Annotated in this window: 11 protein-coding genes; 10 read left to right on the forward strand and 1 reads right to left on the reverse strand. The window is 37.4% G+C overall.

Translation table 11 applies throughout. The features are described from left to right. Positions 1-169 precede the first annotated feature (169 nt). Genes GGR22_RS00880 through GGR22_RS00890 form a run of 3 tightly spaced genes read left to right on the forward strand, consistent with a single transcriptional unit; the run spans position 170 to position 4,874 of the window. Positions 170-2,593, forward strand: coding sequence for a TonB-dependent receptor (locus tag GGR22_RS00880; RefSeq protein WP_182492201.1), 2,424 nt, complete (start codon positions 170-172; stop codon positions 2,591-2,593). Further along, entirely contained in the window at positions 2,594-3,694 is a 1,101-nt protein-coding gene (locus tag GGR22_RS00885; RefSeq protein ID WP_182492202.1) for a PepSY-associated TM helix domain-containing protein, read from the forward strand. 4 nt (positions 3,695-3,698) lie between these two features. Continuing rightward, on the forward strand, positions 3,699-4,874 hold the full coding sequence (locus tag GGR22_RS00890) for a PepSY-associated TM helix domain-containing protein (protein WP_246336905.1): 1,176 nt from the start codon (positions 3,699-3,701) through the stop codon (positions 4,872-4,874). On the opposite strand, the gene GGR22_RS00895 is transcribed toward GGR22_RS00890, so the two are convergent. Continuing rightward, positions 4,864-5,220, reverse strand: coding sequence for a DUF983 domain-containing protein (locus GGR22_RS00895; protein WP_121374527.1), 357 nt, complete (start codon positions 5,218-5,220; stop codon positions 4,864-4,866). The two genes, GGR22_RS00890 and GGR22_RS00895, sit on opposite strands and share 11 nt — an antisense overlap. Before the next feature lie 115 nt (positions 5,221-5,335). Between GGR22_RS00895 and GGR22_RS00900 the strand changes: the two genes are divergently transcribed. The 7 genes from GGR22_RS00900 (at position 5,336) to GGR22_RS00930 (ending at position 13,305) form a co-directional block, all read left to right on the forward strand. After that, positions 5,336-6,208, forward strand: a complete 873-nt coding sequence (locus tag GGR22_RS00900) for a helix-turn-helix domain-containing protein (RefSeq protein ID WP_182492203.1) — start codon at positions 5,336-5,338, stop codon at positions 6,206-6,208. A gap of 89 nt (positions 6,209-6,297) precedes the next feature. Then, entirely contained in the window at positions 6,298-7,515 is a 1,218-nt protein-coding gene (locus GGR22_RS00905; protein WP_182492204.1) for a hypothetical protein, read from the forward strand. A 124-nt stretch (positions 7,516-7,639) separates the two neighbouring features. After that, positions 7,640-8,866 carry an RsmB/NOP family class I SAM-dependent RNA methyltransferase gene (locus GGR22_RS00910; protein ID WP_182492205.1) on the forward strand — a complete coding sequence of 409 codons (1,227 nt, stop codon included), beginning with the start codon at positions 7,640-7,642 and terminating at the stop codon, positions 8,864-8,866. Position 8,867: 1 nt separating this feature from the next. Further along, the gene (locus tag GGR22_RS00915; RefSeq protein WP_182492206.1) at positions 8,868-9,959 is read left to right on the forward strand and encodes an endonuclease; all 1,092 of its coding nucleotides are present in this window, start codon (positions 8,868-8,870) and stop codon (positions 9,957-9,959) included. A 132-nt stretch (positions 9,960-10,091) separates the two neighbouring features. Next, positions 10,092-11,201, forward strand: a complete 1,110-nt coding sequence (locus GGR22_RS00920; RefSeq protein ID WP_182492207.1) for an endonuclease — start codon at positions 10,092-10,094, stop codon at positions 11,199-11,201. A 133-nt stretch (positions 11,202-11,334) separates the two neighbouring features. Further along, the gene (locus GGR22_RS00925) at positions 11,335-12,426 is read left to right on the forward strand and encodes an endonuclease (protein WP_182492208.1); all 1,092 of its coding nucleotides are present in this window, start codon (positions 11,335-11,337) and stop codon (positions 12,424-12,426) included. 81 nt (positions 12,427-12,507) lie between these two features. Next, on the forward strand, positions 12,508-13,305 hold the full coding sequence (locus GGR22_RS00930) for a class I SAM-dependent methyltransferase (RefSeq protein ID WP_182492209.1): 798 nt from the start codon (positions 12,508-12,510) through the stop codon (positions 13,303-13,305). Positions 13,306-13,354: the final 49 nt, after the last annotated feature.

Below are 13,354 nucleotides of genomic sequence, written 5' to 3' on the forward strand. Positions count from 1 at the left end.
TCTATCACATTGTAGCTAAAAAAAGGATTATCATAATTCTTATCTATATTTTTCTTTCAAACGATAAATCGTTTATTTTATTTGTATTAATTCTAAATAAGTCTTGCTTGCTTGTCTTTTGCGAATTACTTTTGCACAGCATTTAAATCTAATCTAAATCTTATTCAAAATGAATAAATTAATAATGACATTACTTGTCAGTGTCTTTTTCAGTACGATTTCATTCGCACAAAATGGCATAGTAACTGGCAAAATTGCCTCAACAGACAACACACCGCTTGAATCGGTTACCGTTACTGTAAATGGTACTAGATTCGGAACCCAAACGGATTCTGAAGGTAAATTTGAAATAAAAAATATAAAAACCGGCGACTACGTCTTGAAAGTTACTTTCGTGGGATATACTTCTAAAGAGGTTCCTTTTACTATCGTAGAAAACCAAACAACTGCTTTAGAAAACATTTCGCTGAACAACAAGAATGAGACTTTGGCAGAAGTCGTTATTACAGGAAACATCAACAGATATACAAAATCTGAAAGTAATTATGTTTCAAAAATGCCAATCAAAAATCTTGAAAATTCTCAAGTGTATAGTGTGGTTACCAAAGAATTGATGAAAGACCAATTGGTTGTCAATCAAGATGAAGCTCTAAAAAACATTCCTGGATTGTACCAATTATGGGCTTCGACTGGCCGTGTTGGTGATGGAGGTTCTTACTTTTCTTCACGCGGATTTATCACACAAAGCTTATTAAGAAATGGTATTGCAGGAAAAATCACGAATAATGTTGATGCTTCCAACTTAGAAAGGTTAGAAAGTGTCAAAGGTCCTTCAGCTACACTTTTTGGCAGCTTGCTTACTTCCTACGGAGGTTTGATCAACCGAGTAACAAAAAAGCCATATGACAACTTTGGCGGAGAAATTTCGTATCAAGCAGGAAGCTACGGTTTAAACCGCGTGACTGCCGATATTAACACTCCAATTAACGATGACAATACCGCTTTATTAAGAGTAAATGCGGCTTACAATAATGCGAATACCTTCCAAGATTACGGACATACAAGAAGCTACTTTTTCGCTCCGTCATTCTCTTATCAGGTAAACGAAAAGCTTTCTATTTCTATTGACGCGGAACTGTCAAATGTAGACGCTTCTTCAATGCCTCTGATTTACATTCCGTTTGGCCAAACTCCAAACAGCTTAGGCCTTCACAGTGCAAATGATATCAAGATGAACTGGAAAAGATCATTCGTAGGTGATGAATTTATGATGAATACAAAAACAGCCAACATTTTCGCACAAGCTAACTACCAAATGTCGGATAACTGGAAATCTCAGACGGTTTTTAGTACCAGTTCGAACCAATCTGTCGGCCCACAAACTTGGTTCTACTTATTAGGAAATAACGAAATGTCGAGAAACGTATGGAACATCGATGGAAGAGATAACATTATCGAATTCCAGCAAAATTTCAACGGAGAATTCGAGATTTTCGGAATGAAAAATAGATTCTTGCTTGGCGGTGATATCTACCGCTCAGAGAGCAAAGTTGGTTATGGTTATCTACCGACCTTCTTCTATTTTGATACTGTAAATTATGCCGGCGCAAACGACAACTATTATAATTTTACGCCACAAGCAGCTGAGGCTTTGTTTGCCCAGGGAACACATTACAAAACACACAGTTCTTTGACAACATACAGTACCTATATTTCTGACGTAATTAATGTTACAGATCGATTAATCCTTTCGGCTGCATTGCGTTTTGACCACTATAACAATGAAGGAAATTTTGACCCGGCAGCCAATACGACTTCTGGAGCTTTTTCTCAAAATGCCTTGTCTCCAAAATTCGGTGCCGTGTACCAAATTATAAAAGACCAAGTTTCTGTTTTTGGGAACTACCAAAATAGCTTTAGAAATATTGGTTATCAATTAGCCGATGTAAATGGAACGCCTCAATTGAAAGCTTTCGATCCAGAACAAGCCAATCAGTTTGAAGCTGGGGTGAAAATCAATACATTCCAAAACAAAGTAAGCGCGACTTTTAGCTATTACAACATTGAAGTAAAAGACATTCTTAGAACTGGACAGTTAGCAAACACTAACGTTCAAGACGGAAACCAAACGAGCAAAGGTTTTGAAGCTGAAATTACTGCCAATCCAATTCCTGGCTTAAATTTTATCATCGGTTATGCGTTCAATAACAGCAAGCTAAACAATGCCAATGCAGATGTAAACGGATTAAGACCAGAAACCGCAGGTCCTGAAAACATGGTCAACTATTGGATCAGCTACAGCTTGCAAGCCTCAAAATTGAAAGGTCTAGGCTTTGGTTTTGGAGGAAATTATGCCGACAAGACATTTATCTATAACAGAAATCCATTAAGCTCTGGCAATAGCGCCGATGTACAGACTTTTTCATTGCCATCTTACGCAGTCATCAATGCGGCATTGTATTATGACCAGCCAAAATACAGGCTTTCATTAAAGGTAAACAACCTTACTGATGAATTGTATTTTAATGGTTATACGACAATAAATGTACAAGCGCCAAGAACTTTCATGGGAAGCGTGTCGTATAAATTCTAGATGAATTTCAAAAAAAGCATACGATTTTTACACAAATGGCTCGGACTCACCTCCGGGCTTATTGTGTTTATAGTGAGCATCACCGGCTCTATCTTTTGCTTTCACGACGAGATTAAAGACTTGACAAGAGACTATCGAAAAGTGAAAGTTGAAAGCAAATCGTATGTTTTAGCTTCAGAATTGCAATCAAAAGCAAAAGAACTTTTTCCAACAGCTACCGCAGACATGATTGTCTTTTACGGAAAAGACAGGCCTGCAATTGTGTATTCAAGCATTAACGACAAACCCTACAATTTATATTTCAATCCGTATTCAGGAAAATTTTTGAAGCAGGAAAGCATCGAAGATGATTTTTTTGCCATCGTAGAAGACCTACACATGCACCTTTGGCTGCCGCCAGAAATCGGAAAACATATTGTCGGAATCTCAACTATTATTTTTATTGTGATGCTCCTCTCCGGAATCATATTGTGGTGGCCGAAGAAACGCAAAGATTTAAAAAACAGAATAAAAATCAAGTGGAAAGCCAAATGGCGCCGCGTGAATTACGACTGGCATAACGTGACTGGATTTTATATCTCGCTGTTTGTCTTGGTCATTGCTTTGACAGGCCTCACTTTTTCCTATGAATGGATGCACAAGACAATGTATTTTGTTGGAAATCTTGGGCAAGACAACCCAAAAGACGATTTTTCTCCAGCAATTGATGCTACGCTGACCACTTCTTCAAAAGCAAATCCTATGGATATTGCACTTTCACAAGCATTCAAGATTAAGCCTGATGACGAAATGTTTTTTGTCTGGTATCAAGGCGAAAAAGCAGCAATCATAACAGGTTCGTATCCCGATGCGATGGACTTTGACCATCAGTCCAATTTAGATTTCCATCCTAAAACTGGAGAGCTTTTAAGCTCGAATTTATACGAAAATAAAAATCCCGGAACACAGCTCCAAGAAATGAATTACGGATTGCATACTGGACAATTCTTCGGAATAACCGGAAAAATAATCGCTTTTATATTGAGCCTATTTGCAGCAGCTTTACCTGTAACCGGATTTATAATTTTCTGGGGAAGAAGAAACAAAAAAGCAAAAAAATAAATCATTGGCAAAGAAAAACAAATACGGCTTCAAGCATTGGATTGGAAAAATACACCTCTGGCTCGGAATGGTTTCTGGCTCGATTGTTTTATTATTGTCCGTTACGGGATGTATTTATGTTTTTAGTGTCGAGATTACAGAAGCACTCCGCAAAGACGCAATGTACGTTTCGGAAGTAAAGCCGAATACGATTCCCATTTCAAAACTTTGGGACGATACGCAGCAAAAAATTGGCACCTCAATTAAAATTTCTAACGTAAAAGTCTCTAATAATCCTGAAAAAGCATGGATTTTTGGTTGCTACAAAGGAAATGACGATGCTATCACCTACTTCGGAGCAATCGACTATTACAAATCAATTTATGTAAATCCTTATTCTGGAGAAATTTTGGCTATTTACGATGAAGAAATGGATTTTTTCAACATCGTAAAATACATCCACTGGAGCTTATTGCTAGAAATAGGTCTTGGCCAGCAAATTGTAGGCTGGTCGACCTTTATTTTTGTGATAATGCTTATTACAGGAATCATTTTATGGTGGCCCAAAAACAAAGCAGCTAGGAAACAACGTTTTAAATTCCAATGGAAGGAAACCACGAAGTGGAAACGAAAAAACTATGACATCCACAACATCTTCGGATTTTATATCGCTACCATTGCATTGATTATCGCCTTTACAGGAATGGTTTGGGCCTTCTCATGGTTTCACGATCTTGTTTATGTTGCAGGTTCTGGAACTACTAATCCGCCAGAAATAGTTGCAAAAGAAGCACACAAAAATCTTCCGAAAATTTCCAATGTAATGGAAACTGCCTTAGAAAAAACAAAGCTGGCTTATCCCGATGCCGATGCTTTCAGTCTGGGAAAACCCGCGGATTCGTTAGCAACTGTCGATATTTATGTACAGCAAAATGAAAACACCTACTATGTTTCGCATCAGATGCGCTTTGCACAGAAATCAGGAGAAATGCTGCTGAACAGAAATCATGCTGACAAGAATTTTGGTGAAAAACTAATCACCGCCAATTACGACATCCACGTTGGCGCGATACTAGGATTCCCTGGAAAAGTCTTAGCATTTATAGCTAGTTTTATCTGCGGACTGCTTCCTGTTACTGGTTTTTTAATCTGGTATGGCCGAAAATTCAAGAAAAAAACAGCAAAGCCAATCAGACATTAGCCTTGCTATCAAACATATAAATCCAAAGCAGCCTTGAATACCTGAAATTAATCGTGCACAGCAAAAAAGCAGCAGCAACGATAAACAAAAGGCTATGAACCAGACTCGTCACAAATAATCTTGAGATAAAAAAAGTAGCGACCATTTCGGCAACAGCAAGTCCGTAACTAACATACATCGCACCAAAGAAATATCCTGGCTCTTTCACAAACTTATGTCCACACTCTGAGCATTCAGGGTGCATTTCAGGCATTTGGAACAAAAATGGATTCCCGTTGGTTTTAAAAACTTTCCCTTTTCCGCAATTCGGACATTTATTCTGAATTACATTTTTTAAAAATGACATGACTTTATTGTTTTATTAGGACAAAGTTCAGAAATAAGACAAGCTTTCACAATAGAGTAAATACGCTAAAATTTGTAGTATTCGGACATTTTAAAATTTATCGTATATTTATTCCATGGAAATGATTAGCGTTTTAGACATCAGCCAGCTCAAGCTGGACGAAGGACAAAAAGATTTTTTTGTCAATAGAATTCCTCCTCACATTTTAGAGAATCATAGCAAGATAACACGACCGCACAAGCATAATTCTTACTTGGCTATTCTTTTTACGAAAGGTTCTGGAAGGCACGAAATTGATTTCAATTCTTATGAAATCAAGCCCGGAAGCGTCTTTCTTTTGGCACCAGGAAAAACCCACCATTGGGAACTTTCAGAAGATATCGACGGTTATATTTTTTCGCATACTTCTGATTTCTATGATTTGCATTATTCACACAACAGAATGCACCAATTCCCTTTTTTTTATTCGATTCAAAACACTCCTCATTTAGCTTTGGATGCAAAAAACAGCAAGAAAACGGAAGCTTTATTCCAAAAGCTTTTTGAAGAATATCACACCAAAAACAATTTTCAGCAGCAGCTTATCTTGAGCTATATTGATATTATTTATGTAGAATTATCGAGATTATATCTTGAGGAAAATACGCAGAAAATTATCCGATCCAATTCTTATTCTGAAAAATTCCAGCAATTTGAAGATTTGATTGAAAAAAATTACATCACAGAAAAGTCGCCTTCGCAATATGCTGATTGGATGAATATTAGTCCGAAACATTTAAACAGGATTACAAAAACCGTCATCGGAAAAACAGCTTCTGAAGTAATTTCAGACCGGATTATCTTAGAAGCAAAAAGAAGATTCTTGCACACAAAAAATAGTTTTTCGGCCATTGCCGAATCTTTGGGTTATGAGGATTATGCTTATTTTTCAAAATTATTTAAGAAAAGCTCAGGCCTTACTCCTACTGGGTTTTTAAAACTTTACTGATTGCCCTAAAAAATCTTGGCACAGATATTGGTTATTACAAATCAAAAGAAAAAAACATCAGTCAAGAACACTTAAAATAATTAGAAATCATGAAAACGAAATTAATAACATCTGCCCTCTTTGCATTTTTATTTGCAATTCAAATTCAGGCACAAGACAGGACAACCGTTACTGCCAACAGCAATGACATCAGTGACAACCTCGACTTAAAAGCCGTAGCTTCTATCTTTGGAGATTCTGAAGATTTGGCTGATTTTGAAAGAAGGCTGAACGACCCAAAAATACAGATTTCTAATCTTGACTTGAACGGCGACAATCAAGTAGATTACTTAAGAGTCATTGAAGCCGTAGAAAACAATACCCACTTGATCATTATCCAATCGGTATTAGAGCGCGATGTGTATCAAGACGTTGCAACTATCGAAGTAGAGAGAGACGGCAATAATAACGTGCAAGTCCAAGTTGTAGGAGATGTGTATATGTACGGTACAAATTACATTTATGAGCCTGTATATGTTTCAAGACCCGTAATTTTTAATGTCTTTTGGACAAATTATTACAGACCTTACTATTCTCCTTGGTATTGGAGCTATTATCCGACTTACTATTATGCATGGAATCCTTATCCTGTTTACAGATACCACAGACATGTGCACAACCATATCAACGTGCACAACCACTATAACTATGTAAGCACGAGAAGAAGTTCAAGAGCCGAGGCCATGTACACTACGAGACGTTCTAACGGATACGAAAGACAACACCCAGACAGATCATTTACGCAAAGAAACAATGTGAGCAACAGGCACGAATTAGTTCAAACCCGTCAAGGATCAACTAGAAACCAAGCTGCTACAGGAACTAGAGCTTCAAATGTAACTCGAAATACAACTACATCTGGAACTAGAAATTCTACAACGACGACAAGAAATAGTTCAAATACAAATAGGGCATCAACTCAAACGAGAAATAATGATACGCGTACTTTGAATTCTTCAACAAGAAATACGACACGTTCAGAAAGCACTCCGGTTAGAGTAAACTCAACAACAAGAACAAGTCCTGCCCGAACAGAAGCGCCAGCAAGAGTCGAAAGCAATACGCGAACCAGCTCAACGCAAAGAACGCAAGCACCGACAAGGACAAACACGTCAAGAGCGGAAGCGCCATCTCGAAATACAGCGCCTACAAATGTCAGCAGAGGCAATTCAGCACCTAGACAAAGTGCACCGCAACAGTCAAGAAGCAATGACGGAGGAAGTTCAAGAGGCAACTCTAGTTCTAGAGGCGGAGGCTCAAGAGGCTAAACCCTAATTTCACAAATAACAAAGGAGGCTCCAAAAGGCCTCCTTTTTCATGCAATACCTCCGCATACAAACACATTGGCAAACAAGCAAAAAATGTGATACCTTTGCACATCAATTACATAAAATGAGATTACACAGAAATTTAGTTTATACAACTATCGATTCATTGAGCGCTATTTTCAATGACGGAGAATATGCAGATAAAGTCGTGGCAAGAGCTTTAAAAAAAGACAAGCGTTGGGGAAGCAGCGATAGAAAATTTGTAGCCGAAACCATTTATGATATCGTCCGCTGGAAAAGACTCTACATGGAAATCGCAGAAGTTAGAGAACCTTTTGACAGAGACAACCTTTGGAGAATTTTTGCAGTCTGGGCTGTACTTAGAGGATATCCGATTCCAGATTGGAGACAGCTTGAAGGAACTCCAGAGCGAAAAATAAAAGGCCGTTTTGATGAGCTTTCTAAAGTTCGAAAATACAAAGAATCTATTCCAGATTGGATGGATGAATTGGGCGTAAAAGAACTTGGAGAAGAACTGTGGGCTAAAGAAATTGCGGCACAGAACCAGCCAGCAAAAGTAATCTTGAGAGTCAATACGCTAAAAACCACCAAAGAAAAGCTTCGTGCTATTTTAATGGACCAAGACATAGAAACAGAATTCTTGAAAGACCAGCCAGATGCATTGGTATTGAAAGAAAGAGCCAACGTTTTCTTGACAGATGCTTTCAAGGAAGGTTTTTTTGAAGTACAAGATGCCAGTTCGCAATTAGTCGCTGCATTCTTGGATATCAAACCTGGAATGAGAGTTGTCGATACCTGCGCTGGTGCAGGAGGAAAAACGCTTCACATGGCTTCATTGATGGAAAACAAAGGGCAGTTGATTGCTATGGATTTATACGAAAGTAAGCTGAAGCAGTTAAAACTGAGAGCGAAAAGAAATGGTGCTTTCAATATTGAATACCGAGTAATCGACACGACAAAGGTAATCAAAAAACTACATGAAAAAGCAGACAGAGTCTTGATTGATGCACCCTGCAGCGGTTTAGGAGTCTTAAAAAGAAATCCTGATGCGAAATGGAAACTACAGCCTGAATTTATTGACAATATCAGAAAAGTACAAGCTGAAGTTTTAGAAAACTATTCCAAAATAGTAAAGCCGGGAGGAAAAATGGTGTATGCGACTTGTTCCATCTTACCCTCTGAAAATCAAGAACAAGTTAAACGTTTCTTAACAACGGATATAGGGAAAAACTTTACCTTTGTCAAAGATACGAAGATCTTGGCGTCTGAGTCGGGATTTGATGGATTCTACATGGCGTTGTTTGAACGAAAAGAAGAAAAAAAATCATAACATGAAGAAAAATTACACTTTATTATTCCTGCTCTTTGCCGCAATTGGATTTGCACAAGCTCCGGCAGGTTATTATAATTCTGCTACGGGTACTGGATATACTCTAAAAACACAGCTTTATAACATTATAAAAAATCATAATGATCGTGGTTATGCTGGTTTATACACGACGTACCAAACTTCTGATGTAAAGCCTAATGGCAAGGTTTGGGATATGTATTCTAATTGTGATTTTACTTTTGGTCCAGTTACAAGCGGCGGTAATCAAGACAATGGAACCGATCCTGCAGGACAAGAGTGTGTGTTTTTTAACCGTGAGCATACCGTTCCGCAAAGTTATTTTGGTAATTCTACCTTGCCAATGTATGCAGATGCACATTTCGTATTGCCTACAGATAAAGTTGTCAATGCAAAAAGAGACGATTATCCGTTTGGAGTTGTACAAAATGCATCATGGACGTCTATAAATGGATCAAAACTAGGGAACAACCTAAATTCTGGATATTCTGCAGGATATGCATCTACAGTTTTTGAGCCTATTGATGAATATAAAGGTGATTTTGCACGATTGCTTTTTTATTTTGCAACACGATATGAAACGCAACTGGCAGGCTTTTATACTTCCTCTTCTTCTACATCAAAAGTAATGTTTGATGGTTCAAGCGGAAGAGCCTTCTCTCCTACTTTTTTAAACATTTTACTGACTTGGAATCAGCAAGATCCGGTTAGTGCTAAAGAAATTGCAAGAAACAATGCCGTTTATGCACGCCAAAATAACAGAAATCCTTACATCGACAATAATACCTATGTAACTGCGGTGTGGGGAACTCCATTGTCCATTCCTGCTTATGAATCTTTAGCAGCTATTGCAGTATATCCAAATCCTTCCAACAATCACAAGATCAATATTGATTCAGAAGTACAATTGGACGAAATACAGCTGATAAACATCAACGGGCAGATCATGCAACAAATCAAGAATCCGTCGTCACAAAGCAATACCTATACTTTAGAAAATCTTCCTTCTGGATTTTATTTCTTAAAGCTGACTTCTGATAGCCAATCAACAACAAAAAAAGTAATCATAAACTAATTGCTTTTTACATATAAATCTTACAAAATGCCTGATTGTCAAAATTTCAGGCATTTTTTTATTGGATTATTGCGTTAAATTTTAAAATTCTATTGACAAACAAATTACATTTGTCGTCCAAAATTTAATTTAATGAAAAACTTTTACGCTTTTGCACTATTGCTTACAGTGGCCCTTGGCTACGGCCAAATCCCAACTGGATATTACAATAATGCTACAGGTACAGGCTATGCCTTAAAAACCCAATTAAAAACAATCATCTCCAACGGCCACAATCCCAAGTCCTATGATGCTTTATGGACATTATATCAAAACACGGCATATAAAGATCATTACTACGAAAACGACAATACTTTGCTAGATGTCTATTCCGAGAAACCAGGAGGTACAGATTCTTATACTTTTTCAGTGCCTTCTGATCAATGCGGAAGTTATACTGGCGAAGGTAGCTGCTATAATAGAGAACATGTTATTCCTAAATCTTATTTTGCTTCTGCCGCCCCTATGTATTCTGATGCGCACCATCTTTTTCCAACAGACGGATATGTCAACAACAAGCGCGACAATTTCCCTTTTGGAAAAGTCGGAACTGCAACATGGACATCTACAAATGGATCAAAATTAGGCCCTAATCTTAATTCTGGCTATTCTGCAGGATTTACCGGAACTGTTTTTGAACCTATAGACGAATTCAAAGGTGATATTGCAAGAGCTTATTTTTATTTTGCTACCAGATATGAAAGCAACATGCCCAGCCTTTATACAAATGCTCCGTCAACAACAGAAGTAAAGGCAATGTTTGACGGTTCAAGCAATAGAGTTTTTTCTAGCACTTTTCTAAACATTTTACTAACTTGGCATCAGCAAGATCCTGTAAGTCCACGAGAAATTGCTATCAACAATGCAATCTACAGCCACCAAGGAAATAGAAATCCTTATATTGATCATCCAGAATATGTCAATACAGTTTGGGGGAATGCTCTTTTTACTCCTTCTTTTGATGCTTTATCTATAATTGCTGTATATCCAAATCCATCGAACAATCATAGGATAAATATCGATTCAGAAGTACAATTGGACGAAATTCAATTGGTAAACATCAATGGACAGATCATGCAAGAAATTAAAAATCCTGCGGCACAGAGCAACACCTATACTGTGGAAAATATTCCTTCTGGGTTTTATTTCTTGAAACTGACTTCTGATAGCCAATCGACAACAAAGAAAGTAATCATAAACTAATTGCTTTTTTACATATAAATCTTACAAAATGCCTGATTGTTAAATTTCAGGCATTTTTTTATTCGATTATTGCGTTAATTTTAAAATTCTATTGGCAAAACAAATTACATTTGTCGTCCAAAATTTAATTTTAATGAAAAACTTTTACTCTTTTGCAATGATGCTTTCCGCTTCATTTGCATTTGCGCAAGCTGGTGGCCCTGCCTCTTATTATAATGGAGTCGATTTCAGTCTGACTGGAAATGCTTTGAAGACAGCTCTTGCACAAAAAATTACCTCTACCCACACCAAAACTTTAAGTTATGACGATGCTGAACAAGCCATCCAAATAATTGACCTTGATCCGCAAGACGCAACAAATACCAATGTCTTGCTTCTGTATGGATTCAGCAACAATATATGCCCTTCATCACAAGCAGACGATAACGATCACAGACGAAGAAATAAAAATAGCGATGGCGGTGGCGCTACCTGCCAATGGAACAGAGAGCATACGTATGCCAAATCTTTAGGAACACCAGCTTTAGGAACTTCCGGGCCTGGTGCAGATGCTCACCATTTAAGAGCGTCTGATGTACAAAGAAATGGGGATAGAGGTAGTGAAAAATTCGCAGCAGGATCTGGAAATTCACGTGATATAACTTCTTCGACATGGTATCCTGGCGACGAATGGAAAGGCGATGTTGCCCGAATGATGATGTATATGTATCTTAGATATGGCAATCGCTGCCTTCCAAAAAATGTTGGCGTAGGCACGGCTGTAGCAAGCGATTCCAACATGATTGATTTATTCCTTCAATGGAATGCAGAAGATCCTGTTTCGCAATATGAAGACAACCGTAATACTTATTTAGGGAATGCGAACAATGCTTATGGTCAAGGAAACAGAAATCCTTTTATTGACAATCCGTATTTGGCAACATTAATTTGGGGAGGTCCTGCTGCTGAAAATCGTTGGCCGTCGCTTTCTACTCCAGATTTCAACCCGCTTTCTGCTGTTGTAGTTTATCCAAATCCATCAAATGACCACAAAATCAATATCAATTCTGATATGATCCTGGATGGAATCCAGCTGATAAATATCAACGGACAGATTGTGCAGGAAATTAAGAATCCGGCATCTCAAGGAAATACATATACTTTAGAAAACTTACCTTCTGGGTTTTATTTCTTAAAGTTAGCCTCTAATAATCAGTTAGCTACCAAAAAAGTAATTATAAACTAATTTTTTTAGCTTTAGAATACAAAGCCTTTCTGAACCATCAGAAAGGCTTTTTTTATATATTTATGCAAAATAAATTTTACAATGGAAGAAAATTACTTAGATATAAACAGAGAAACTTGGAATGAAAAAACTGATATCCACATCGATTCTGAATTTTATGACCAGAAAAGTTTTTTAGAAGGAAAGAATTCCTTGAATTCGATTGAGTTGGATTTGCTGGGAAGTCTTAAAGATAAAAAAGTATTGCATTTGCAATGCCATTTCGGTCAAGATACCCTATCATTGTCAAGACTGGGTGCCAAAGCAACAGGTGTTGATTTATCAGACAAAGCAATTGCTAGAGCAAGAGAAATGGCAGAAAAATTAAGCATTGAAACTCAATTTATAAACTGCGATATCTATAGCCTTCCTGATCATCTTGATGAAGAATTTGATATTGTTTTTACCAGCTACGGAACCATCGGCTGGCTACCTGACTTAGATAGATGGGCAAAAGTTATCCACAAATTCCTGAAACCTGGCGGCAAATTTTTATTGGTAGATTTCCATCCAGTTGTATGGATGTTTGATGATGATTTTGATAAGATTGGCTATAATTACTTCAAAGATGAGCCTATAATTGAAACCGTAAACGGAACTTACGCGGATAAAAATGCGCCTGTAGCCCTAAAGACAATCAATTGGAATCATTCCATCAGTGAAATTCTCAACAGCCTTATCCAAAACAAGTTAGAAATAGGTTCTTTTGACGAATACGATTACTCGCCTTATAATTGCTTCAACAAGACAGAAGAATTTGAACCCAAGAAATATCGTATCCAACACATAGGAAACAAGATCCCTATGGTGTATGCTGTAGTCGCAACCAAAAAACAATAGGCATAAAAAAACTCCAATTAGCAAATTGGAGTTTTTTATTATTTAAATT

It is taken from the genome of Flavobacterium gossypii (assembly GCF_014138495.1).
GTDB classification, from domain to species: domain Bacteria; phylum Bacteroidota; class Bacteroidia; order Flavobacteriales; family Flavobacteriaceae; genus Flavobacterium; species Flavobacterium endophyticum.

Coding starts and splice junctions, on each gene's coding strand:
- GGR22_RS00880 (WP_182492201.1), top strand. CDS start 170: ATGAATAAATTAATAATGACATTACTTGTCAGTGTCTTTTTCAGTACG.
- GGR22_RS00885 (WP_182492202.1), top strand. CDS start 2,594: ATGAATTTCAAAAAAAGCATACGATTTTTACACAAATGGCTCGGACTC.
- GGR22_RS00895 (WP_121374527.1), bottom strand. CDS start 5,220: ATGTCATTTTTAAAAAATGTAATTCAGAATAAATGTCCGAATTGCGGA.
- GGR22_RS00900 (WP_182492203.1), top strand. CDS start 5,336: ATGGAAATGATTAGCGTTTTAGACATCAGCCAGCTCAAGCTGGACGAA.
- GGR22_RS00905 (WP_182492204.1), top strand. CDS start 6,298: ATGAAAACGAAATTAATAACATCTGCCCTCTTTGCATTTTTATTTGCA.
- GGR22_RS00910 (WP_182492205.1), top strand. CDS start 7,640: ATGAGATTACACAGAAATTTAGTTTATACAACTATCGATTCATTGAGC.
- GGR22_RS00915 (WP_182492206.1), top strand. CDS start 8,868: ATGAAGAAAAATTACACTTTATTATTCCTGCTCTTTGCCGCAATTGGA.
- GGR22_RS00920 (WP_182492207.1), top strand. CDS start 10,092: ATGAAAAACTTTTACGCTTTTGCACTATTGCTTACAGTGGCCCTTGGC.
- GGR22_RS00925 (WP_182492208.1), top strand. CDS start 11,335: ATGAAAAACTTTTACTCTTTTGCAATGATGCTTTCCGCTTCATTTGCA.
- GGR22_RS00930 (WP_182492209.1), top strand. CDS start 12,508: ATGGAAGAAAATTACTTAGATATAAACAGAGAAACTTGGAATGAAAAA.